This is a genomic window from Plesiomonas sp. (genome assembly GCF_051652165.1).
Lineage (GTDB): Bacteria > Pseudomonadota > Gammaproteobacteria > Enterobacterales > CAMTGL01 > Plesiomonas.
In genome coordinates this window covers 22858-47959 of the sequence record NZ_JBOFTR010000007.1, presented here as the reverse complement: position 1 = coordinate 47959, position 25102 = coordinate 22858, and the positions used below count along the sequence as shown (strand labels likewise).

The window sequence follows — 25102 nt, the reverse complement described above, 5'->3', positions numbered from 1 at the left end:
AATACTTAATTTGAAGGTTCTCTCCCTTTACGTTCAGACGATAAAGGGTACTGTATGAAGTCATATATATCAAATTTGTTACTATTTTTATGAACCATTGTTTATAAAAAAACCGCCTTCCGGCGGTCTTTTAATCTTGCAAACGGGCAATCTCTTCACCAAATTCACGGATATCTTCGAAGCTACGATAGACTGAAGCAAAACGGATATACGCCACTTTATCGAGCTGTTTTAAGGCATCCATGACCAAGCTACCGACCATTTTTGCCGGAACTTCGCGCTCACCAGTTGCACGTAAACGGCTTTTAATGTGATTCAGTGCTTTTTCAACATCATCAGCACTGACTGGACGTTTTTCCAATGCCTTGAGCATACCGTGCCGCAGTTTATCTTCGTTAAACGGCTCGCGGGTTTCATTGCTTTTGATCACCCTTGGCATTACCAATTCGGCCATTTCAAAGGTGGTAAAACGTTCATTGCACTCAAGACATTGGCGACGGCGGCGAACTTGTGTGCCATCTGTCACCAGCCGCGAATCGATCACTTTGGTATCCACAGCAGAACAAAAGGGACAGTACATACGGCCTCCTGTAAACAAATGCAGGCTGATTTACGGTTATAGACTGCCCTAGTGTACTCTGCACACAGCAAAAGGGGCAAAAATAACCGCCCCACATTGCAACATTGCCGAGACTAAAAGAACAAGGCTACACGCAGTTACTGCGCGTTATCACTATATTCAGCCAGCGGAACACAGGCACAAAACAGGTTTCTATCCCCGTAAACATCATCCAAACGCTTTACGCTTGGCCAATATTTATTCGCACGCACCTGCTCTGTCGGGAATGCTGCCTGCTGACGTGAATAGGGGTGCAACCATGTGTCATCAATCACATCATCTTGTGTATGCGGTGCATTCACCAGTGGATTATCAGTACGCGGCCACACCCCTTGCTCAACCAGTGCAATTTCATGGCGAATCGACAACATCGCCTCAATAAAACGATCAAGCTCGGCCTGTGACTCTGACTCTGTCGGCTCGACCATCAGTGTGCCAGCAACTGGAAATGACATGGTCGGAGCATGAAAACCGTAGTCAATTAGCCGTTTGGCAATGTCCATTTCGGTGATGCCCGACTGCTCTTTCAGCGGACGAATATCCAAAATGCACTCATGGGCCACCCGCCCGTAACGGCCGGTATAGAGCACTTTGTAAGCCGAACTTAAACGCTCGGCAATATAGTTGGCATTCAAAATCGCCACTTCGGTGGCATAGCGCAGCCCTAAAGAGCCCATCATGCGGATATACATCCAACTAATGGGCAGGATAGAGGCCGAACCAAACGGCGCAGCAGAGACTGCACTGGTGGCATTCACCATGCCATCAAGTTGGATAACACTGTGGCCGGGCACAAAGGGTGCAAGGTGTGCTTTCACCCCTATCGGCCCCATTCCTGGGCCACCGCCACCGTGTGGAATGCAAAACGTTTTATGCAAATTAAGGTGTGAGACATCAGCACCAATATAACCGGGAGTGGTCAACCCAACTTGTGCATTCATGTTCGCACCATCGAGATAAACCTGCCCGCCAAACTCATGCACAATTTGGCATGCTTCGCGGATCGTCTCTTCATACACGCCATGCGTTGAAGGATAAGTGACCATAATGCAGGCTAATCGCTCGGCTACTTGCTCTGCTTTATTGCGCAAATCGGCCAAATCGATATTACCCTGCTTATCACAGTCAATAACCAGCACTTCCATGCCAACCATCTGCGCCGAAGCGGGATTGGTGCCGTGCGCAGAACTTGGGATCAGGCAGACATTACGCTGCGACTGCCCCTGTGCATTCAGATAACGGCGAATGGCAACTAATCCGGCATATTCGCCCTGTGCACCAGAGTTTGGCTGCATACAGAGTGCATCGTAACCAGTCAGGGTTATCAGCCAGCGTGATAACTGGCCAATCATCTGCTGATAACCCTGCGCCTGATCTGGTGGGCAAAACGGGTGCAAGGTGGCAAATTCTGGCCATGTCACTGGGATCATCTCTGCCGTGGCATTGAGTTTCATGGTACAAGAGCCGAGCGGGATCATCGCCTGATTAAGCGCCAAGTCTTTGCGTTCTAAGCGGTGAATATAGCGCAGCATGTCGGTTTCACTGTGGTAACGTGAAAACACTGGATGAGTCAAAATAGGAGTGCTGCGTGGCAGTAACAACCGCGCATCTAACGGCGTCAGTTGTTGATCCAGCGTATCAATATCCAGATCCAGTGTGTTGTTTCCGGTGATAATCCGGCTGAGCAGTTGAATATCTTGTGGCGTACTGGTTTCATCGAGCGTAATACCGATAGCCTGCGGTAAATCAGCCCGTAAATTCACCTGTTGAGCATATGCCCGTGCCAAGATGTGTGGTGCATCGGCACACTCTACCACCAGCGTATCAAACCAGTGTTGATGCCGTAATACATAGCCTTGTTGGATAAGGGCGTGTGCCAGTAGCGTGGTCAAACGGTGTATCCGGCGGGCAATCCGTTGCAGCCCGTGCGCACCGTGGTAAACAGCATAAAACCCAGCCATATTCGCCAGCAACACTTGTGAGGTACAGATGTTTGAGTTGGCTTTTTCACGCCGAATATGTTGCTCGCGAGTCTGCATGGCCATGCGCAGTGCAGTATTGCCGCGCGCATCGCGCGACACGCCAATGACTCTGCCAGGCATCGCGCGTTTAAAACTATCACGTGTAGCAAAAAACGCGGCATGTGGGCCACCGTAACCCATCGGTACGCCAAAACGCTGGGCCGATCCAAAGACAATATCCGCCCCCAACGCCCCCGGAGATTCAAGCAGCACCAGCGCCAGCATATCGGCTGCCACACTGATGATGATATTTTGTGCCTGCCAGCGGGCAAACTGCTCACGATAATCGGCAATATTGCCACTTGAAGTGGGATATTGCACCAATACACCAAACAGATCATCGTACTGCTCGGTTTCCGCCAAAGCGCCAATGGTTAAGGTAAACCCAAAACCTTCGGCACGTGTTTTAAGTACATCAAGCGTTTGCGGGTGGGCGTCTGCCGACACAAAAAAGCGATTTGAACCTTTACGCTTACTTAAACGGGCACTCATTGCCATCGCTTCAGCAGCGGCAGTTGCCTCATCAAGCAGTGAGGCCGAAGCGACATCTAATCCGGTTAAATCAAGAGTCAGTTGCTGAAAATTGAGCAGTGCTTCTAAGCGCCCCTGTGACACTTCCGGCTGATAGGGCGTATAGGCGGTATACCACCCCGGATTTTCAAGCACATTGCGCAGAATGACCGGCGGGGTGATAGTTGCTGTGTATCCCATCCCAATAAAGTTTTTAAAGATTTTATTCTGCTGTGCCAGCACTTTTAACTCTGCCAAGGCCTGATTTTCATTCACAGCACTGACTGTTTCTGGCGCAGTTGCCAACAAGATATCAGTGGGTACAGTCTGCGCAATGAGTTCATCTAAAGAGCGAAGTTTGAGCGCGGCAAGCATCTGCTTTTGCTGTTCAGCATCAGGGCCGATATGGCGGTGCACAAATGCCTGAGAGTCATCGAGCGAGGTGAGTGTCAACGTCATTATCAAATCCCTGAAATGCTGTATCTAAGCAATAGGCTGTTGTGGTTTGCCACAACAGCAAGCAAATATCATGTGTAAATACGCAGATCTCACACTGTTGTGATGTGTATTACCTGTGGTGATACGTATTAATCTTCACCATCTTCGTCGTCATCAGCAGAGATCATTTGCAGATACCCTTCTGCATCGAGAAGCTCATCAAGCTCTTCAGGATCATCCAACTTCATCTGAAACAGCCAGCCATCACCATAGGGGTCATGGTTAACACGATCAGGCGCATCGGCTAACTCTTCATTAATGCTAATAATTTCACCGGTTAGCGGAGAGTAAATATCCGATGCCGCTTTGACTGATTCGGCAACAGCGCAATCATCACCAGCATCAACCTGACTGCCAATATCTGGCAACTCGATAAATACCATATCACCAAGTAGTGCCTGTGCATGGTCTGTTATACCTATGGTATAACAGCCATTACCCTCATCACGAATCCACTCATGGGTGCCGGTATACAGTAATTCAGCAGGAATATGGCTCATAAAAACATCCTTTTATCCACTTGATAGTAAAATCACAGTTAATTGAACAAGAAGCAAAATAAGCAGTATTGGGCTGATTAATGTATTAATCAGCCATCGGCTTTCTTTGAGAGACAAATGGAGGGGTAGCCACACGCACGGGTATCTCACGATTACGAATAAATACCGTAGCTTGTGTTCCAATACCGGCTGGAACACGCGCCAACGCAATGCTATATCCCAACGTAGGTGAAAAACTGCCACTGGTGATCTCGCCTTGTTGTGTTATGCCATGCTGATCAACAAAATGTACGCGTTGACCATGACGCAAAACCCCTTTCTCATGCATGACTAATCCCACCAGTTGTGCATGCCCTTGTAGTTGTTGGGTAATCAAGGCCCGACGACCAATAAAATCTCGATTCTCTGATGTAAAGCTTACGCACCATGCCATATTTGCTGCTAATGGGCTGATAGTTTCATCCATATCTTGCCCATACAGATTCATACCGGCCTCAAGGCGCAATGTATCGCGCGCACCTAACCCACACGGTGGTATGCCACGCATTTGTAATTGTTGCCATAGCGCATCAACTTCTGTTTTTGGGATCAAAATCTCAACCCCCTTCTCACCGGTATATCCGGTTGTGGCAATAAACCATGAACCATATTGTTGGCCGAAAAAGCGTGGCATTGTTACCAATTGTGCTTGCTGCTCAGTAGGCAGTAGCGTGGCAACATGCGCGATAGCGTCAGGGCCTTGTACTGCTAATATGGCCAGATCATTACGCTCAATGATCTCAATGTGATAAGCCTCTGCTTGTAAGCTAATCCATGCCAGATCTTTTTCACGCGTCGCAGAGTTCACCACTAAACGGAAAAAATCTTCTTGCAAGAAATAGACGATTAAATCATCAATCACACCGCCTTGTTCATTTAACATGCCGCTGTATAAGGCTTTTCCTGAGCGGGTCAGTTTTGCAACATCATTGGCCAATAAGTAGCGTAAAAACGGGCGACACTGTGGGCCATGTAAATCAAGAATCGTCATGTGTGAGACATCAAACATGCCGGCACTGCGGCGAACACTGTGGTGCTCTTCTAGCTGTGAGCCATAGTGCAGCGGCATATCCCAACCATGAAAATCAACCATTTTGCCATGTGCTAACAAGTGCTGTTTATAAAGAGGGGTACGGTTTGCCATACTCGCTATCCTTAGTGTGTATGCCGTTAAAAATAGCAGCTATGCCATGAAATACCATTACTGTCACATTACACAATGCTGACATAACCAAAAGAATAATTCACAAGTTAAATACAGTTTATTTGCATTATTGCTGCAAAATATCACAACAATTTGTATACAAAAAGTGAAGAGATTAGAAGGTTAAAGAGATGTGTTATCGTAAAATAAGTACACGGATTCAGGCAGGGTTATAAATACTGAGTTCGATAAAATAATAAATCACATTGCTGGCTGACTCTGAGAGGTCAGCCAGCAATACACGCTTTAGACACGTTATGGGTGTACACTTTTTAGACAATAACACCTTAAAGATTTACAGTGCAGCTTGATAAATTCGGCGGCTATCTTCTAAATGAATATCTTGATGCTCACCTAATTGGCTCATACCATGCTCTTTGAGTTTATTGACCATTGCTGGAATAGTACTACCATCAAGACCATAATCTCGCAAATGTGTTTTTAGCCCCATCTGCTCAAAAAATTGTCGTGTTGCTGCAATTGCAGCATCAATACGCTGTTCATCATTGCCTGCATGTATTCCCCAAACACGCTCTGCGTATTGCAGCAGTTTTGCATGTTTTGTTGCCCGCTTTTCTTGCAATAACACGGGTAAAATAACGGCTAATGTCTGAGCGTGATCAATACCATGCATCGCTGTTAGCTCATGCCCTAGCATATGGGTTGCCCAGTCTTGTGGAACCCCAGCACCAATTAGACCATTAAGCGCTATTGTTGCGCTCCACATAATGTTGGCGCGAACAGCATAGTTTTGTGGCTCAACCAGAGCTCGTGGGCCCTCTTCTACCAACGTTTGCAATAACCCTTCGGCAAAGCGGTCTTGTACTTTAGCCTCTACCGGATAGGTCAGATATTGCTCAACGGTATGCACAAAGGCATCAACAACACCATTTGCAATTTGATGTTCTGGCAATGTATACGTCAATTCGGGATCAAGCACCGCAAATTTTGGCATCACCAATGGCGAGAAAAAGTGCTGTTTATCCCCAGTGCTACGGCGGGTGATGACTGCACCCATATTCATCTCAGAACCAGTTGCAGGCAGTGTCAATACTGACCCCATCGGGATAGCGTGTTTAATATCACTGCCTACTGTGTGCATGATATTCCACGGTTCACCGATATAATCGGCAGCAGCAGCAATAAACTTAGTACCGTCAATCACTGAACCGCCACCAACAGCCAGCAGGAAGGTAATTTTTTCATTACGCACAAATTCAACAGCTTGCATCAGCGTTTCATAAGAGGGGTTTGGCTCTATTCCGCCAAACTCAAGTACATGCATACCGCTCAGTGCCGCATGTACCTGATCAAGTACCCCTGAACGCTTTGCACTGCCACCACCGTAGGTAATTAACACTCGTGCATCTGTCGGAATTTCATTACGTAAATGGGCAATTTGTCCTTTACCGAACAGTACTTTTGTTGGGGTATGGAGCGTAAAATTTTGCATAAATATCGCCTTTACATCCGAAGATAAGGGGTTGAGTAAGTAAAATGGTTGCTCGTTAGAGAGCTATACTGCCATAACTGATTAACTTACTCATATTCTTAACCCATTTCTGAAACGGCGCAATATCGCATAAGCGTGGTGTTACAATACCTCGACAAGTAGCAACAATGCGGTGTTCTGCAAGCCCTCATGGCGGTACAATCGAGATAAGACCAAATATTAACCGCTCTCTATCACCTGGATACTCTGCTGCACTTTTATTGTTTATGAGTTTGGTTCCCCTCAGGCAGCACCGTTATCCACACTTTTTCACCTGCTTTTGCAGTTATTGTCATCAGATAACTGGCCCACTCATGGGTATTGATGTGGTAAATTTTTCTTTTCTGCGCAGGGCATGCGTTGTTCTCAATGTTTTCACCTGTAATATCCCCCCCTTTTATTGCCAAAGTGACATCATCATTGACCATCACAACAAACTTCTCATCCCAATGTATTGTGGCAATTTGCAGATAGTGCTCACGGTCAGTTGCGGTAAATTGATGGGAAAACCCTTTATCAAGTGTCACCTCTACTTGGGCTGCTTGATCAGGCGTATTGGGATAAGTGGCATAGTTCTCCGGCTGTATCTGGCACGCTTTTTGGTAATCTTTACTGAAATACTGATTTCTCGCTTCAGAGATCTTCTTATCTTTACTGGTCTGAGCCAATGCATATTGGCTGCTTAATATCAGGGTTAACAAAATACACAATGTACTGCGCATGAATAGATCTCCTGTTTATGGGCGATGTTGGTATGGGGGAATACATCCTGCTGGATCATTTTTATTTTTTAACTTTATTAACTGACAAAATGGAGAGTCTGGGTGGGTATAGGTTTTAGCCTCAGGCACTTTCAATGCATCAAAAAAAGCCAATAAGGCTTGTTTATCTTTCGCTGATAAAACAAACCCCTGTACAAGAGGGTGTTTATTGGCATGTAAAGCGCCGTCTCCCTGATTTTTTCCTAAGGTGATTTTCCTACCACCACGAGCATAGCTGTCTACAACTGAGCTGAGTGACAAAAAGCTACCATCGTGCCCCCATGGGCCTGTTTCTGTGATATTCACCAAAGAGGGAATACGAAATTTACCCTCATCACTTTTATTACCTGAAGTTGCACTTAGGCCTTGAAAATCAGTAGGGTAATGGCGAACGCCAGCACTATCGCTTATCCCATAAAGGCCTGTGTTAGCATAAAAACCACCCGCATCTTTGACGGGTTGATTCAGTAATTTTCCACCATGACACTGGCTACAACCTAGTTTTGTGCTGGAAAAGAGCAGTGCTCCTTTACGCTGCTCTCTTGTGATTGCGTTGGTATTTCCAGCAAGATATTGATGCCAAGGCGTGTTGGTAGAGCGCAGCGTGCTCACGTAAGTTGTCAGTGCAGTGATCACCCGCTGAACCGTGATTTTTTGATCCTGATACGCCGCATTAAATAGAGGAGAATATAGACTTTTTGCGTGTTCTAAACGTTGAACGAGCAGCGCAGGTGTCATCCCCATCTCTTTAGGGGAAGAGGAAAATAGTGGGCGAATAATGGCTGCGTCTAAAGCAACAATATCTGGCGAGCTCTGTGTAAAATAATCATAGTCGGCCACATTCAATAATGATGGGGTATTTAACCCTGTTATGTGTCCGGCAATATCAGGGGTTCGACTAAAACGGTTTGTCCAACCTAACTCAGGGGCATGGCATACCGCACAACTGCGATTACCCAAAGAGGATAAACGGAGATCGTTAAACAGATAGCGCCCTAACTCAGCTTTTGCTGACCATGTTGTATCTGCTTGTACACTGAATGATATAAAAAAGACAAAAAAAGATAATCGCATCATACCACTTAAAAAAATGGCCACTGATTCAGTGGCCATGAACGTATTTATTCTGTGAAAATATTACTTCACAAGACTCCATGCTTGCTGCCAAGCAAAGCCCACACCTGGCTCATAGGCATTGCTGCTTTCACTCCACTGCTGGCAGTAACCTGCATATGGCCATGGCTTACACTCATAAATTTTGCCATCGCGCCCTTTTACTTTCGTGCCTGCAACATAGCTCTTTAAACCATTAGGGAACACATAGTCAAACTCGCCGGTTCCTGGCTCACCATCATTTACCACCACATTAAAGTGGTACATTTTGCTTTCAGCTTTGCCTTTATCGTTACTCACTGTAACATTAACACTGTAAGTACCTGCATTTTTTACATTAATATTTGCAGAAGCGCCATTTTCAGTAACAGGGCCTTGTAGCACTTGCACCGGTTCTTGATCTTCAACACCAACCTGCTTCACAACCGCTGTATAGGTATATTTACCGACCAAACGCACCTGCTCAACCACTTTCAATGAGAAAGGCACAGCTAAAGACTCATTAGGCGCAAACTCGTAACTTTCTTTCTGGTCTGGCCAGCTCATGCTGAATTTTACATCTGGTTTTTCATTATTGTGGCTTTCAATTAAGTGTTTCCACTCTTTACCGGTAAAGTAAATATAATTTTTATTTGGATCAGAATTAAGTGAAACATCGTAATCAGCATTAATAACACCTACTTTGGCAAACTTGCTAACCGCAGCATCGTTATTAATCTTCTCAGCAAGTTCTATTTTCCACTTATCATTAATAATATTATTTGCTGTAATGTCTAAAGGAATTTTAAACTGCTCATTGCCTTTATTCATTAGACGAGCCACTACAGTATATCCCGCTTCAACAGGTGTGGAGGCTGCCGCAAAACGCTGGCTACTCTGCCATGGATTATCAATTTCTGGTGGCTCAGTACCGCCATCATCTGACTCAACAATCACATTAGCACAACTATAAAACGCTTCAGCACTATCCCAGGCATTTGATGGCGGAGCACCTAACACTTCATGGTGTGTATGAGAAGGGTCTGGACGCTGCCATATTTGGAATAAAATACGCTTACCGGTTTTATTTGCTGGCCACTTAATTTTCTGGGTATATACCTGACCACTATTACCACCATTTGGCGCTGTACCTTTTGCATCAATCACATCAATTCTTTCTAAATCAGCCCAAGTCAATTTATCGGTATCCGGATTAAAGCCATCACGGGTGACAAAGTAGTCCCAGTACCATGTACGATGAGCTGCGGTAGGAACGTATTGAATTTCAATTTTTCCCTCTTTATCACGCTTAAGTTTGGTGGTGTGGCGTTGCGCAGAAGGTACATCAAGCACATCATAAGCGCCGCCTTTTGAGGCAGAACAGATCTTTCCATCCATCAACACCGCTTTATGATTTCCAGCGGCCCCACCTTGGTTAATTTCACTTTTTTGCTGGCTTACCGTTGCATTACAAAGCTCTTTACTGCTTGTTGAACCGACTGAACAACTATAAGCATAATCTTGAGGAGAAGACATATAACCGTGCGCACTTACATTGGCTGAGGCTAACGCAACAGTAAGAGACGACAGTGTAAATAAAATAGGCTTTAACTTCTTCATTACGACATATCCCATTTTCAATTATTATTTATTTTTACTCATATTAAACTCAATGTTTTATTGAATATAAATGAGTCATGAATATCTGCTCTAGAACAACGGCTGTGTTATCAACAATTGTGTTATCAACAATGTTGTCTAATAAACAGTGCGAATATATTGCGAAATAGCACACTCATGATGAAATAAGCACAGGCCTAATATCAAAGAGTGTGTTGTACACCTAAAGAGGGCGAGAGATATATTATGGGGTGAGGCCTATTTTTGCACATGAAGAAAAATGAAAATAACGCCTTTAATTACGCGTCGTCACACTTCTATTTATCACTTTAAAATCAATGCATTGAAATTAATAACCACTTGAAAAATAAAGGATGAATATGAACCACTCTATCCTTTATCACTCACATTTATTTATCCACCTAAAAATAAAATCAACTTGCGCTATTTTCATCATACAGAAAGAGTATGGAATAAACACAACTCACCAGAGACAACATCACCTTTGAATATGTAAAAACAAGAATAAATAAAAATAGAATATATTTAGCTAAGCACTCACCTTAGCCATTAATTATCTTTATATGGCCATTTCGTGTTAGTCGACAATGAATAACATAATGTTTATTTATGTTTTAACTCTAATTCTCACCGTTACCCTTATGTGTATTCATAGCTATATTTACAAGCGCACAGATTATCGATTTATATAGAGAGAACACCATAAATATTAACGAATAAAAATACAAGAATACCCGTAGCAATAGTGTTTTTAGCCGCACAAGGTGACAATAAATCGCCCTTCACCTTAATAATCCGTAAGAATAAAATGATTGAATAGCAACCATACCAGAGAATCGAAACGTAAAAACCGCTTTTTTGCCAAGTGTAGGTCACTCTTGAAATAGAGTACAATAACCTCTCGCTCATAGCATAATGCTGCTAAATACCAAGGGCTGAGTTGTTTCTTATAAAACGTCGTGATACTTGATGACAATAAATAAAATCACTATTAACTTTAAATTCAACAAACTAAAGCCATGACACAGATGAATGATAACAAAAATGTAGACTCCCACACCCCCATGATGCAGCAATATCTGCGTCTAAAAGCACAACATCCTGATATTCTGCTGTTTTATCGTATGGGCGATTTTTACGAGCTCTTTTATGATGATGCCCGTACTGCATCACAACTGCTTGATATCTCTTTGACTAAACGAGGTCAATCTGCTGGCGAGCCAATTCCAATGGCCGGTGTTCCCTATCACTCTATTGAAGGATACTTAGCTAAACTGATTACACTCGGTGAGTCAGCCGCTATTTGTGAGCAAATTGGTGATCCAGCCACCAGCAAAGGGCCGGTAGAGCGTAAAGTGGTGCGAATTATCACCCCTGGCACAGTCAGTGATGAAGCCTTGCTGCAAGAACGGCAAGATAATTTGCTGGCCGCAGTGTATGCACATGCTGATCAATTTGGTTATGCCACACTCGATATCAGCTCTGGCCGTTTTTTGCTGACAGAACCCGACAGTATTGATGCTCTACTAGCAGAGTTACAACGGACTAATCCAGCAGAGCTCTTATATGCAGATAACTTTCCAGACCATGATTTGATTGCTAAACGCCGGGGTTTACGCCGCCGCCCGCAGTGGGAATTTGAACTGGAAACCGCTCGCCAGCAATTGACTTTACAATTTGGTACCCGTGATCTGATCGGGTTTGGCGTAGAACAAGCGCATCTTGCCCTATCTGCTGCAGGCTGTTTGCTGCAATATGTCAAAGATACCCAGCGCACAGCTCTGCCGCATATTCGCGGATTAACCATAGAGCGCCAGCAAGACGGTATTATTATGGATGCGGCCACCCGCCGTAATCTTGAGATCACCCAAAACTTAAGCGGTGGAAATGAAAATACCCTTGCTGCAGTGCTAGATCACACTGTCACTGCCATGGGCAGCCGTATGCTCAAACGCTGGCTGCATCAACCCATTCGTGATATCAATGTTCTAACTGCACGCCAGCAAGCCATTTCTGCGCTGCAACAGGCCGACTTAATCAGCACATTACAACCTCCTTTACGGCAAGTTGGCGATATAGAGCGTATCTTGGCGCGTCTTGCACTGCGCACAGCACGCCCGCGTGATCTCGCTCGTATGCGCAGCGCATTTCAACAATTACCGGAAATTAACACACTACTTTCCGAACAAAAAACGGCACATCTACAAACGCTCAAAAGCAATATCGGTACATTTACTGAATTGTGTGACCTGCTCGAACGCGCCATTATGGAGAACCCACCGGTACTGATCCGCGACGGGGGCGTACTAGCACAAGGCTACAATGCAGAGCTTGATGAGTGGCGTGCTCTAGCCGACGGTGCAACACACTATTTAGACCAGCTTGAAATCCGTGAACGAGAGCGTTCAGGGCTAGATACGCTCAAAGTCGGTTTTAATGCAATTCACGGCTACTATATTCAAGTCAGCCGCGGACAAAGTGAACATGTACCACCGCATTACATCCGCCGCCAAACACTGAAAAATGCTGAACGCTACATTATTCCAGAGCTGAAAGAGTATGAAGATAAAGTGCTTACTGCGAAAGGCAAAGCACTGGCACTGGAAAAAAGCTTATATGAAGCACTGTTTGATCAATTACTGCCTCATTTACCGGCACTGCAACAAAGTGCTGCCGCCTTGTCAGAACTTGATGTATTAATCAACTTAGCTGAGCGGGCAGAAACCCTTGATTACCACTGCCCGCAACTCAGCGAACACTCAGGTTTGCACATTGAAAATGGCCGGCATCCGGTGGTTGAACACATGCTGCGAGAACCTTTTATTGCCAATCCTGCTCATCTGACACCAGAACGTCGTATGTTAATCATTACCGGCCCGAACATGGGCGGTAAAAGTACCTATATGCGACAAACAGCCCTGATTGTCTTACTGGCTCATATCGGTAGCTTTGTTCCTGCGCAACAGGCTGTTATTGGGCCCATTGATCGTATTTTTACCCGTGTTGGCGCATCTGATGATCTGGCCTCTGGCCGCTCAACGTTTATGGTTGAAATGACAGAAACGGCCAATATTTTACACAATGCCACAGAGCACAGCTTAGTATTGATGGATGAGATCGGGCGAGGAACGTCTACCTATGACGGTTTATCTCTAGCATGGGCTTGTGTAGAGTGGCTCGCTCAAAAAGTTCAAGCCATGACTCTGTTTGCAACACACTATTTTGAACTCACCGCACTGCCAGAACACTTACAAGGTGTAATAAATATTCATCTTGATGCGGTTGAACACGGAGAAACCATCGCTTTTATGCATGCAGTACAAGAAGGGCCTGCCAGTAAAAGTTATGGTTTAGCTGTCGCAGCCTTGGCAGGTGTACCACGTGAAGTGATTGCCAGGGCTCGGCAAAAACTGGAAGCGTTAGAAAATGTCTCCGCAAATACGCCAATAACACATGCGTGTACTGATGCTGTTACCACTGAACATACAGAGTGCGTGACTAAGCAAACACAGAGTGTTGCCCAGCTTTCACTATTATCTGAAACCGAGCATCCTGTAATTGCTGCACTTGCGGCAATACATCCAGATAATTTAACTGCAAAACAAGCTCTTGACCTACTGTATAAACTCAAAGCTCTTTAATTATTGCATTCAATAATCTATCAATGAGACAAAAAAAGTCCCCGTAAAACGGGGACTTTTTTATTTTAAATTCAATTTTTAATGTTTGATTTTTAATTGCGAATAAACTGCCAATCTTTGCTTTTGTGCATTATTCCCGAAAAAGTGCATTTAAGCTCAACCCTTGCTGAGTCAAAATATCACGTAATCGACGCAAACCTTCAACTTGAATTTGGCGAACACGCTCACGTGTTAAGCCAATTTCACTGCCAACATCTTCCAACGTTGCCGCCTCATAACCCAATAAACCAAAACGACGCGCAAGCACTTCACGTTGTTTAGGATTAAGTTCATACAACCACTTAACAATACTTGAATGCATATCGTTATCTTGGGTTGTCTCTTCAGGACCATTGTCTTTTTCATCCGCTAGGATATCTAGCAACGCTTTTTCTGAATCACCCGTGATAGGGGTATCAACTGATGTAATACGCTCATTTAAACGTAACATACGGCTAACATCATGCACTGGGCAGTCAAGCACTGATGCAATATCTTCTGCTGTAGGCTCGTGTTCAAGTTTATGCGCTAACTCCCGCGCCGTGCGCAAATAAACATTCAGCTCTTTCACGACATGAATCGGCAAACGGATAGTTCGCGTTTGATTCATAATCGCGCGTTCAATGGTTTGACGAATCCACCATGTTGCATAGGTAGAGAAACGAAAACCTCTTTCAGGATCGAATTTCTCAACCGCACGGATCAGACCGAGATTCCCTTCCTCAATCAAATCAAGCAGTGCCAAGCCTCGATTACCGTAACGGCGAGCAATTTTTACTACAAGGCGCAAATTGCTCTCAATCATCCGTTTACGCGCTGATTCATCACCACGTAAGGCTCGGCGGGCAAAATAGACCTCTTCTGCTGCTGTTAACAGTGGGGAGAAACCAATCTCCCCTAGATAGAGTTGGGTTGCATCTAACACTCGCAGAGCATCAATGTGCGGGAACTGCTCGTCAGCGTCGAGATCCTCTTCCGCTGCCAGTTGAAAAGCCTCCTCTTCGAGTGTTTCTAAAGACGACTCTTCTAACTCAAAGTCATGCAGTTCTTCTGCTGCAGTATTGCTATGGCTCATACTTTACTCCTTGGCACTTGCATGTCGGAGAAATACGAAGCAGTACAACCCTCTCTGCCCGTTTAGCGCCGTGGTAAATAACCCAACGGATTCACAGACTTACCTTTATAACGTATTTCAAAGTGCAACCTGACTGAGCTGGTGCCTGAACTACCCATAGTGGCAATCTGCTCACCTGCTTTCACAGACTGACGCTCTTTCACCAGTAATGTTTCATTGTGTGCATAGGCACTGAGATAGTCATCATTGTGTTTAATGATGATTAAATTGCCATATCCACGTAATGCGTTGCCGGCATATACCACACGACCTGCCGCCGTTGAATAAATAGGCTGGCCACGTCTGCCTGCAATATCAATCCCTTTATTGCCACCTTCTGATGCCGAGTAGCCGTTAATCACCTTACCTTCCACCGGCCAACGCCAAGTGCCTACGGTAGCATTACCCGCTTCACTTGATGCATTGGATGTGCTTGGGCTACTTTTCACAGGTGTTTCAATAGGTTTTACCGAAACAGGTGGTGTACTACGTGCAACCACTGTTTCTGTAACATGAATATCACCCTGACGCTGATTAACATTTTGTTTACTTTCATTACCAGAATAATGCTTAACCGCAACAGGTTCAACATAACTTTGTGTCGATCTACTGCTGGTCTGATGAGTACGTGAAGTACTCGCATCAGTGTTATCCGACAATCGAATGGTCTGCCCAGGATAAATCGTATAAGGCGCAGGGATATTATTTGCCGCAGCGAGATCCCTAAAATCACGGCCAGAGATATACGAGATATAAAAGAGTGTTTCACCATCTTTCACTCGGTATGTTGTTCCTGTATAGCTTCCCTTTTGTAGATGTTTATAATCGGGCGTAGAACTTGAGCTCGACGAAGAGCTGTAGTAATCACCACTCTCTGACGTTGCCGAACTTACTGGTGCCGGATTTGTTGATGTTGTAGAACACCCACTGAGTGCAAATAATAAACAAGAGTAAAGACCTGTCTGATAGAGGGCCTTGTTTAGGCTTCCTGAAATCATCCTTTCACCTAACAATTTTAGCGATAAATCAAATAAACAAGTACTGCCAGCGCCACAGTACCCCAACCTAATATTTCAATATATTTGCGTAATTGTACTTCCATACGCGGGCCGCCCCAGGCCATTAATAACGCAACCAGTAAAAAACGTGCGGTACGTGAAATTAATGCTGCGCCAACAAATGGCCAAAATGCCATTTTGAGTAACCCGGCCGTTACGGTAAAAACTTTATACGGAATAGGAGAGAAACCAGCAATGAAGACCACTAAAACTCCCCACTCCTTGAACCACTGCATGGCTTTATCTAAATTAGCCTGATAACCCATATGTGCAATCATCGGTTGCAGCAGATCGAACAAGTAGTATCCCAAAGCATAACCGATAATACCACCGAGTACAGAGGTGACTGCGGTAACAAGTGCATATCGTACCGCTTTTTTCGGTTCAGCCAGCGCCATCGGGGCCAACATAATATCGGGCGGGATAGGAAAAAAAATAGCCTCGATAAAACTGACCGCGCCCAACCATATCTCTGCTTTCGGGTGACGTGCCCAGATCATAACGCGATCATAAATAGCACCAAATAATTTCACGCAATCTCTCCTTGTACGAGCGGCACAAAACGAACCGCCTCAATCTGCTCAATCGTATACTGTGTTTTAATGCGAGTAATTTTCTGCAATGCCTGACTAGTAGACCCCACCGGGATCACCAGTACACCGCCATCGGCCAACTGTTCCAGCAGTGCTTGCGGAATAGCCGTTGCTGCCGCGGTAACAATGATTGCATCAAAAGGTGCGCGTGCCGGCCAACCTTCCCAGCCATCACCGTGACGGGTAGCAATATTATGTAAATCGAGTTGTTTAAAACGCCGTTTTGCCTGCCATTGCAGGGTTTTAATCCGTTCAACTGAGCAGACTCGATCAACCAAATGTGCCAAAATTGCGGTTTGATAGCCTGAACCTGTGCCAATTTCCAACACCCGTGAATGGGGCTGCAGCCCGAGCAGCTCCGTCATCCGCGCAACAATATAGGGTTGAGAAATAGTCTGCCCCGCACCTATCGGCAGTGCGGTGTTATCGTAAGCTTTATGGGTGAATGCTTCATCAATGAAACGGTTTCGCGGGACGCTGGCCAGTGCATGCAGAACTTGCTCATCCCTGATCCCCTGTGCTTTCAAGTTGATGAGCAGCCGATCTAACTCGACTGACCTCTTCATTATTACCACTCTCCGCTGCTTTCTACCCATTCAGTCAGCATATCAAGATGCTGATGTGCGGTTAAATCAATCTGTAACGGGGTTACTGAAACATAGTGTTGTGCTACTGCATCAAAGTCAGTTCCTTCACCCGCATCTTTTGCTGCTGGAACAGGGCCGATCCAGTAAATATCATTACCGCGCGGATCTTGCTCACAAATGACTTTGCCCGCGGGGTGGCGATTACCGCAACGGGTAATCTTGATCCCCTTAATCTGCTCAAGAGGCACATCGGGCACATTGATATTTAAAATACGATTCGTACGAAGTGGATGCCGTTGCAATGTACGCAATAACCGTGCCGTAATCACTGCGGCCGTTTCATAATGGGTTGTGCCATTGAGTGATACGGCTAATGCTGGATACCCCATATGTCGCCCTTCCGTTGCAGCAGCAACCGTGCCGGAGTAGATCACATCATCTCCTAGATTAGGGCCAGCATTGATGCCTGAAACCACAATGTCTGGCAGCGGAGACATCAAACCATTTACGGCTAAATGCACACAATCAGTCGGCGTACCGCGTACCGAAAGATTACCGTTAGCCAGTGTGTTAATGCGTACGGGCATCTCAAGTGTCAATGAATTTGATGCGCCACTGCGGTTACGATCAGGTGCAACAACGGTCACATCAGCAAATTTTCGCAGCTCTGCGGCAAGAATTTGAATCCCCGGTGCAGTCACACCATCATCATTACTCAGCAGGATACGCACGGTTATCTCCTTCTTGATCAGTCAACACGATTTCACGAATAACGCTGGTTGCGTAGCTGCCTGCTGGCAGAAAAAAGGCCAGCTTTAACCCTTCAGGCTGCCATTGCCATGTAAAGCGTTCTGGCCGTAATAGCAGAGCACGCCGCATAGATTCTAAACGCTCACGGGTTAACAAATGGATTAAAGCCTGTTCGGTGTCTAATTGTATTTGCTCAAACGTGGCAGCCTCCGCCTGTGAGCCTAACTCACCCTCTCCAACCATAGGTGCAGTTAAATTAACATCACGCTCTTGCAAACGTTGTTGAGATTGCGTCAACTCTTCTGGCGTAGTGACAAACCAACTGTTGCGGCCAGCCAGTTGCAGCGCATCCCCCAGCAATACCGTGGTATGCAAATTAGCGGCAATGCGGGCACTCACCACTAAATTAAATAGCTCGCTACGGGCAGCAGACAGGCAAAAACTTCGTTTATTACGGTCTTTAACTTTTACTTCACCACTAGCCCAACGCCTTGCGAGATGCAAGTTATTACCTTCACGACCAAAACGTTGTTCGCCAAAATAGTTAGGCACACCTTGTTCGGCGATTAGTGTGAGTCGCACATCATGTTCAGTAGACGCTGTCATACCACGCAGTAAAATTTCAAATTGATTTCCGCGTAATGCTCCAGTGCGCATTTTACGGTTATGTCGTGTTATATTTAGCACGGTACAACCATCGAGCTGAAAAGCGGAAAAATCGGGGGTGATTTTTCCCGGAATATGCAGACCAAACCACTGCTCGGTGACCGCATGGCGATCTTTTAAACCCGCATATGTTACATTACGCGCAGGAATACCCGCATATTCAGCAAGTTTTTCAGCAACAAACTTGGTATTGCAGCTTATTTTTCGTACTAAGACCATGACATGTTCACCCTCACCGGTAAAGTCATAGCCTAAGTTCTCTATCACACAAAAATCATCTGGTTGTGCTTTTAGTTGTGCGTAATGTGTTGGTTTTCCGTGTAAGTAGTGCAGCTCACTCACTGATGTACTCTCCATTTCCTGCGTTTTTATCTGTACAAGGTTGTTGAGTCATACTATGTTCAGTTGTTGATTTTTTTAGCAACAACGCAACCGCTTCACAGGCAATACCTTCGCCTCGCCCCGTAAAACCGAGCTTCTCAGTGGTGGTAGCTTTGACATTCACGCAATCAATCGAACAGGCTAAATCTGCGGCAATACAGGCGCGCATGGCGTTGATGTGCGGGGCCATTTTAGGAGATTGAGCAATAATAGTGATATCAACATTCCCAACGCAGTAACCTTTTTGTTGGATCTGACAAAATGCTTCACGCAGCAAGTTACGGCTATCTGCACCTTTATATGCAGGGTCAGTATCCGGAAATAGATGGCCAATATCACCCAGTGCGGCAGCACCAAGTAATGCATCAGTCAACGCATGCAAAGCAACATCCCCATCAGAGTGAGCGAGCAAGCCTTGCGGGTACGGAATGGCTACGCCACCCATAATGACAGGGCCATCGCCGCCAAACTTGTGTACATCAAAACCATGTCCAATACGCATCATCTGATGTCCTCGCAAGCTAAAAAGGGGAATAGAGAGTAAAAGTGATACTGTGTGATTGCATCTATTGCTTCATCGTGTGTAGACACTGCCACGTTTTAAGATCAGCAGATAACATTAGCAATGTGCGCTAAGTAAAAACGAGCCAGTTCCAGATCTTCAGGTTGTGTTACCTTGATATTATCGGCACGCCCGCTCACAAGATAAGGTTGAAAGCCACAAAACTCTAAGGCAGAAGCCTCATCAGTGATCATAGCCTGCTCTGCTAAGGCTTTTTCAAGACAATCACACAGCAAGCGCGCAGGGAACATTTGCGGTGTTAATGCATGCCACAACTGCGTACGTTCAACAGTGTGATCGATAGTTTGTGAGGCTGTTCCGCGTTTCATGGTATCGCGTACGGGGCTGGCTAAAATTGCGCCAATTGGCATGTTTCCCTGCCACGGACGGTCAACAAAGGTCAGAAGTTTGTCAAGATCATTGGCGTGCAGGCATGGGCGGGCAGCATCATGCACTAGCACCCATGCGCTATCATCCTCAATTGAGCGCAAAGCTGACAATACTGAGTCAGCACGCTCATTCCCTCCGACAACGGTACGAATACGTGGATGATTACGCAAAGAGAGTGTATCAAACCAGCAATCATCAGGGTGCAGTGCAATGATAACCGATGCAATACGCGTATCACGCAGTAACGCCTGTGCGGTATGCTCTAAAATTGTTAATCCTTGTAGCAATAAATATTGCTTCGGAATAGCCGATTGCATTCGACTACCAATGCCTGCAGCAGGAATAATCGCAATAAAATGTATAGGTTGTTCAGTGGCCACAGTCATCATTATTACTTATTTTGTGGTTTTATCCGCCGGTAAAATACGGTAGAAAGTTTCACCCGGTTTTACCATGCCTAACTCATCGCGTGCACGCTCTTCAATAGCTTCAAGCCCGCTAGAGAGATCATTAATTTCAGCAAATAGTTGTTCATTGCGGCTTTTTAGTTTCATATTACTTGCTTGTTGTGCCACAACTTCACGCTGAATACGGGTATATGTATGCACACCATTTTTACCCAGCCACAGACTGTATTGTAACCAGCTCAGTATCACGAGCAAAAGTATGCTTAGTTTACCCATCTTACCCCCCAAAAAATCGCCGTTATCATCCCATATCTGATGCCGTTGTACCACTGTCGTAATACGCTAGTCGCCAATATACCTCTCTTTGTTACTGATATATTTCCCGTATTATTCTGATAAATACTACTTTTAAGCCATAAAAAAAGGCTACCCAAAGGTAGCCTTATATTATGCAACACACTGCAATATAAAATTACAATGTGTGAAGTTTTAGCGCAGCACGATTATGCTTGGCCTTTCACTTCTTTCAAACCGTTGAAAGGTGCTTTTTCGCCCAACATCTCTTCGATACGGATCAGTTGGTTGTACTTAGCAACACGGTCAGAACGGCTCATAGAACCCGTTTTGATTTGGCCAGCTGCTGTACCTACTGCCAGATCAGCAATGGTTGCATCTTCAGTTTCACCTGAACGGTGAGAGATAACAGCGGTGTAGCCTGCATCTTTCGCCATTTTGATTGCAGCCAGAGTTTCGGTCAGAGAACCGATCTGGTTGAATTTGATCAGAATGGAGTTAACGATACCGTTGTCGATACCACGCTTCAGGATCTTGGTGTTGGTAACGAATAAATCATCACCTACCAGTTGAATCTTGTCACCCAGAATCTTGGTTTGGTATGCAAAGCCATCCCAATCAGACTCGTCCAGACCATCTTCAATAGAGACGATTGGGTACTGAGTTGCCAATTCTGCCAAGAAATCAGAGAAGCCTTCTGCGGTGAAGGTTTTGCCTTCACCTTTCAGCTCATACATGCCCGTTTCTTTGTTGTAGAATTCAGAAGCTGCACAGTCCATGGCCAGAGTAATGTCTTTACCCAGCACATAGCCAGCTTGCTCAACGGCTTCTTTGATAGCAGCCAGTGCAGCAGCGTTAGACTCTAGGTTTGGCGCGTAGCCACCTTCGTCACCTACTGCTGTACCCATGCCTTTTGCTTTCAGTACTTTAGCCAGAGTATGGAATACTTCTGAACCCATACGTACTGCTTCTTTCAGCGTTTTTGCGCCAACAGGCTGGATCATGAACTCTTGGATATCAACGTTGTTATCCGCGTGCTCACCACCGTTGATGATGTTCATCATTGGCAGAGGCATAGAGTAAACGCCCGGTGTACCGTTCAATTCGGCAATGTGTGCAAACAGTGGCATGCCTTTCGCTGCAGCAGCAGCTTTAGCGTTAGCCAGTGATACAGCCAAAATCGCATTTGCGCCAAAGTTAGATTTGTTTTCAGTGCCATCAAGATCAATCATAATCTTATCGATAGCAACTTGATCTTTTGCATCTTTACCCAGCAGAGCTTCAGCAATCGGACCATTAACAGCAGAAATTGCTTTCAGAACGCCCTTGCCCATGAAACGGGATTTATCACCATCACGCAGTTCCAGTGCTTCGCGCGAACCGGTAGATGCACCAGATGGCGCAGCAGCCAGACCAACAAAACCCCCTTCCAGATGCACTTCTGCTTCAACGGTAGGGTTACCACGAGAGTCAATAATTTCACGAGCCAGTACTTTAACGATCTTGGACATAACTTTTCTTCCTATTAAAAGTGAGTCTGAACTTTAAGCTGAGTCAAAAAATGCACTGCTTTACTGTGTGATTGGATTAAAAAGTACACCTAATCCAGCCCAGAAATGCAGTACATTTTAGGGTTTTCGTTACTTAATCTGGCGAGCTTGGTAATCCTCTGCGGCTTTTACAAAGCCTGCAAACAGAGGATGACCATCACGCGGGGTCGATGTAAACTCTGGGTGGAACTGACAAGCAACAAACCACGGATGGTTTGGCACTTCAATAATTTCAACCAGTTGCTTATCTGCTGAACGCCCTGTAACACGAAGCCCAGCTTTCTCAATTTGAGGCAGTAGGTAATTGTTCACTTCGTAACGGTGACGGTGACGTTCATGAATGGTCGGTTGACCATACAGTTTACGTGCAGTGCTGCCCTCTTCTAAATGACATAGTTGCGCACCTAAACGCATAGTGCCACCTAAATCAGACCCTTCACTGCGCACTTCAACTTGACCCTCTGCGTCTTTCCACTCAGTGATCAAGCCAACAACCGGGAAGGTGCTGCTTGCATCAAACTCAGTGGAGTTAGCACCTGTCATTCCGGCAACATGACGGGCAAATTCAATCATTGCCACTTGCATGCCCAGACAGATACCTAAATAAGGAACATTATTTTCACGCGCATAACGGGCCGCCATAATCTTGCCCTCTACGCCACGCGAACCAAAACCACCTGGCACTAAAATTGCGTCAAGGCCTTTGAGCAATTCAACACCTTTAGTTTCAACGTCTTGTGAGTCAATATACTGAATATTCACTGTCAGGCGATTTTTCAAACCACCGTGCTTTAATGCTTCATTCACGGATTTATAAGCATCAGGCAGTTCAATATACTTGCCGACCATCCCGATAGTGACTTCTGCTGTTGGGTTGGCCTCTTCGTAGATGACCTGTTCCCATTCAGACAAGTTTGCTTCCGGGCAGCTCAAGCCAAAACGCTTACAGATGTATTGATCCAGCCCTTGCGACTTCAATAGCGCAGGGATTTTATAGATAGAATCAACATCTTTCAGTGATATAACCGCCTTTTCTGGCACATTACAGAATAATGCAATCTTTGCACGCTCATTCGCTGGGATCACACGATCTGAACGGCAAATCAGTACATCAGGTTGAATACCGATAGACAGTAACTCTTTCACTGAATGCTGTGTTGGCTTAGTTTTCACTTCACCGGCAGCGGCCATGTATGGCACTAAAGTCAGGTGCATATACAGAGTATGCTCACGGCCGACTTCAACGGCCAACTGACGAATAGCTTCCAAAAATGGCAGTGATTCGATATCACCCACTGTACCGCCAATCTCAACAATCACGACATCGTGACCTTGAGCGCCGGCAATAACACGATCTTTAATTTCATTTGTGATGTGCGGAATCACTTGAATGGTCGCACCCAAATAATCACCACGACGCTCTTTGCGCAGCACATCAGCATACACACGGCCAGAGGTGAAGTTATTGCGGCGAGTCATTTTAGTACGAATGAAACGCTCATAGTGCCCCAAGTCAAGATCCGTTTCCGCGCCGTCTTCCGTTACGAATACTTCACCGTGCTGAATCGGGCTCATAGTACCCGGATCCACGTTGATGTAAGGGTCCAGTTTCATGATGGTGACATTGAGTCCACGCGCTTCGAGAATCGCGGCCAGTGATGCTGCTGCAATGCCTTTACCTAGCGAGGATACAACCCCACCGGTCACAAAAATATAATTTGTTGTCATGCTGAACCTGAGAGTTAGGTTTATAGGAGAAAAGGAAGAACAAAGACGGGATAATAGTATACCAGAGCTCCCCCCTCTCGACAAATCGGGAAGCAGCTAATTACCCCTATTGTACTCTACTCTTCATTTTTCAACGGTTAATCAAGCAGTTATTATGAAGGTTCACGGCGTTTGATTGCTTGCCATAATGCCTCCATTTCTGCCAGTGATGCATCTTGCATCTGTCGCCCTTGTGCGGCTATCGCCTCTTCTATCTGACGAAAGCGCCGCTCAAACTTATCACTTGCCTGACGCAATGCCAGTTCCGGCTTATGCCCTAAGTGACGACTGAGATTAACCGTAGCAAAAAGCAAATCTCCAATTTCTTCTGCTAATTTTACCTCATTTTTCTCAACCTGACACGCTTCAGCTAACACTTCTTCGATCTCTTCGCGCACTTTTTCAACAACAGGGCCTAAAGTATTCCAATCAAAGCCTACGGTGGCACAACGTTGCTGCATTTTATAAGCACGCATCAGTGCCGGTTGTGCTTTAGGGATATCATCCAATACGGACGTTTGTGCTTTTTCTGTACGCTCATTTTGTTTAATGCTCTCCCAGTTGCGTAACACTTCGGCAGTTGCATCACCTGCGCTTGCATCCAGTTGAGTATCACCAAACACATGAGGATGACGGCGATATAACTTATCGCTGATCTCATTGCAGACATCACCAAAATCAAATAGCCCCTGTTCTTTGGCGATTTGTGCATAGAACACCACCTGAAATAGCATATCGCCCAGCTCTGATTTCAAATCAGCAGTATCATTACGCTCAATCGCGTCGATAACTTCATAGGTCTCTTCCAGTGTGTGCGGCACTAAGGTTTCGAACGTTTGTTTGCGATCCCACGGACAACCGGTTTGCGGATCGCGCAGTTGTTGCATCATGTTCAGCAGCGTGTTCATCGGTTCAGACATTTTCAT

The 25102-nt window shown here is 45.4% G+C and carries 21 protein-coding genes; 1 reads left to right on the top strand and 20 read right to left on the bottom strand.

Translation table 11 applies throughout. The annotated features are described in order from the left end of the window. Positions 1 to 130: 130 nt before the first annotated feature. The 8 genes from nrdR to ACRC53_RS05900 form a co-directional block, all read right to left on the bottom strand. Positions 131 to 580, bottom strand: coding sequence for a transcriptional regulator NrdR (gene nrdR, locus ACRC53_RS05935; protein ID WP_438623724.1), 450 nt, complete (start codon positions 578 to 580; stop codon positions 131 to 133). A gap of 137 nt (positions 581 to 717) precedes the next feature. Further along, complete coding sequence (gene gcvP / locus ACRC53_RS05930) at positions 718 to 3609, bottom strand: aminomethyl-transferring glycine dehydrogenase (RefSeq protein WP_438642597.1); 2892 nt, start codon at positions 3607 to 3609, stop codon at positions 718 to 720. A gap of 128 nt (positions 3610 to 3737) precedes the next feature. Continuing rightward, positions 3738 to 4148, bottom strand: a complete 411-nt coding sequence (gene gcvH / locus ACRC53_RS05925) for a glycine cleavage system protein GcvH (RefSeq protein ID WP_438642596.1) — start codon at positions 4146 to 4148, stop codon at positions 3738 to 3740. A gap of 85 nt (positions 4149 to 4233) precedes the next feature. After that, positions 4234 to 5331 (bottom strand): glycine cleavage system aminomethyltransferase GcvT, encoded by a 1098-nt coding sequence (gcvT, locus tag ACRC53_RS05920; RefSeq protein ID WP_438642595.1) that lies wholly within the window; start codon positions 5329 to 5331, stop codon positions 4234 to 4236. Between the two features lie 355 nt (positions 5332 to 5686). After that, complete coding sequence (gene yqhD / locus ACRC53_RS05915; protein WP_438642594.1) at positions 5687 to 6844, bottom strand: alcohol dehydrogenase; 1158 nt, start codon at positions 6842 to 6844, stop codon at positions 5687 to 5689. 257 nt (positions 6845 to 7101) lie between these two features. Then, entirely contained in the window at positions 7102 to 7605 is a 504-nt protein-coding gene (locus tag ACRC53_RS05910; RefSeq protein WP_438642593.1) for a hypothetical protein, read from the bottom strand. Between the two features lie 15 nt (positions 7606 to 7620). Beyond that, positions 7621 to 8757, bottom strand: a complete 1137-nt coding sequence (locus tag ACRC53_RS05905) for a cytochrome-c peroxidase (protein WP_438642592.1) — start codon at positions 8755 to 8757, stop codon at positions 7621 to 7623. Between the two features lie 24 nt (positions 8758 to 8781). Then, positions 8782 to 10356 carry a lytic polysaccharide monooxygenase gene (locus ACRC53_RS05900; RefSeq protein ID WP_438642591.1) on the bottom strand — a complete coding sequence of 525 codons (1575 nt, stop codon included), beginning with the start codon at positions 10354 to 10356 and terminating at the stop codon, positions 8782 to 8784. 1040 nt (positions 10357 to 11396) lie between these two features. Between ACRC53_RS05900 and mutS the strand changes: the two genes are divergently transcribed. Beyond that, entirely contained in the window at positions 11397 to 14018 is a 2622-nt protein-coding gene (gene mutS / locus ACRC53_RS05895; RefSeq protein WP_438642590.1) for a DNA mismatch repair protein MutS, read from the top strand. Positions 14019 to 14148: 130 nt separating this feature from the next. Here mutS and rpoS read toward each other — a convergent pair whose 3' ends face one another. The 12 genes from rpoS to mazG all read right to left on the bottom strand — a co-directional run bounded on the left by rpoS (position 14149) and on the right by mazG (position 25102). Continuing rightward, entirely contained in the window at positions 14149 to 15132 is a 984-nt protein-coding gene (rpoS, locus tag ACRC53_RS05890; protein WP_438642589.1) for an RNA polymerase sigma factor RpoS, read from the bottom strand. A gap of 62 nt (positions 15133 to 15194) precedes the next feature. Continuing rightward, positions 15195 to 16169, bottom strand: coding sequence for a murein hydrolase activator NlpD (gene nlpD / locus ACRC53_RS05885; RefSeq protein WP_438642588.1), 975 nt, complete (start codon positions 16167 to 16169; stop codon positions 15195 to 15197). Between the two features lie 17 nt (positions 16170 to 16186). Continuing rightward, complete coding sequence (locus ACRC53_RS05880; protein ID WP_438642587.1) at positions 16187 to 16762, bottom strand: YqaA family protein; 576 nt, start codon at positions 16760 to 16762, stop codon at positions 16187 to 16189. After that, positions 16759 to 17388, bottom strand: a complete 630-nt coding sequence (locus ACRC53_RS05875; protein WP_438642586.1) for a protein-L-isoaspartate(D-aspartate) O-methyltransferase — start codon at positions 17386 to 17388, stop codon at positions 16759 to 16761. The genes ACRC53_RS05880 and ACRC53_RS05875 overlap by 4 nt, the downstream gene beginning before the upstream one ends. Positions 17389 to 17390: 2 nt before the next feature. Further along, entirely contained in the window at positions 17391 to 18140 is a 750-nt protein-coding gene (gene surE, locus ACRC53_RS05870; RefSeq protein WP_438642585.1) for a 5'/3'-nucleotidase SurE, read from the bottom strand. Then, positions 18121 to 19182 (bottom strand): tRNA pseudouridine(13) synthase TruD, encoded by a 1062-nt coding sequence (gene truD / locus ACRC53_RS05865; RefSeq protein WP_438642584.1) that lies wholly within the window; start codon positions 19180 to 19182, stop codon positions 18121 to 18123. The genes surE and truD overlap by 20 nt, the downstream gene beginning before the upstream one ends. After that, entirely contained in the window at positions 19160 to 19708 is a 549-nt protein-coding gene (ispF, locus tag ACRC53_RS05860) for a 2-C-methyl-D-erythritol 2,4-cyclodiphosphate synthase (RefSeq protein WP_438642715.1), read from the bottom strand. The genes truD and ispF overlap by 23 nt, the downstream gene beginning before the upstream one ends. Positions 19709 to 19812: 104 nt before the next feature. After that, positions 19813 to 20547 carry a 2-C-methyl-D-erythritol 4-phosphate cytidylyltransferase gene (ispD, locus tag ACRC53_RS05855; RefSeq protein WP_438642583.1) on the bottom strand — a complete coding sequence of 245 codons (735 nt, stop codon included), beginning with the start codon at positions 20545 to 20547 and terminating at the stop codon, positions 19813 to 19815. Positions 20548 to 20553: 6 nt separating this feature from the next. After that, positions 20554 to 20841: a cell division protein FtsB gene (gene ftsB, locus ACRC53_RS05850; RefSeq protein WP_438642582.1), complete on the bottom strand. Its 288-nt coding sequence runs from the start codon at positions 20839 to 20841 to the stop codon at positions 20554 to 20556. Between the two features lie 227 nt (positions 20842 to 21068). Then, positions 21069 to 22370 (bottom strand): phosphopyruvate hydratase, encoded by a 1302-nt coding sequence (gene eno, locus ACRC53_RS05845; RefSeq protein ID WP_438642581.1) that lies wholly within the window; start codon positions 22368 to 22370, stop codon positions 21069 to 21071. A gap of 129 nt (positions 22371 to 22499) precedes the next feature. Beyond that, a complete protein-coding gene (gene pyrG / locus ACRC53_RS05840) occupies positions 22500 to 24137 on the bottom strand; it encodes a glutamine hydrolyzing CTP synthase (RefSeq protein WP_438642580.1) in 1638 nt (545 codons plus the stop codon). 152 nt (positions 24138 to 24289) lie between these two features. Further along, the gene (mazG, locus tag ACRC53_RS05835; protein WP_438642579.1) at positions 24290 to 25102 is read right to left on the bottom strand and encodes a nucleoside triphosphate pyrophosphohydrolase; all 813 of its coding nucleotides are present in this window, start codon (positions 25100 to 25102) and stop codon (positions 24290 to 24292) included.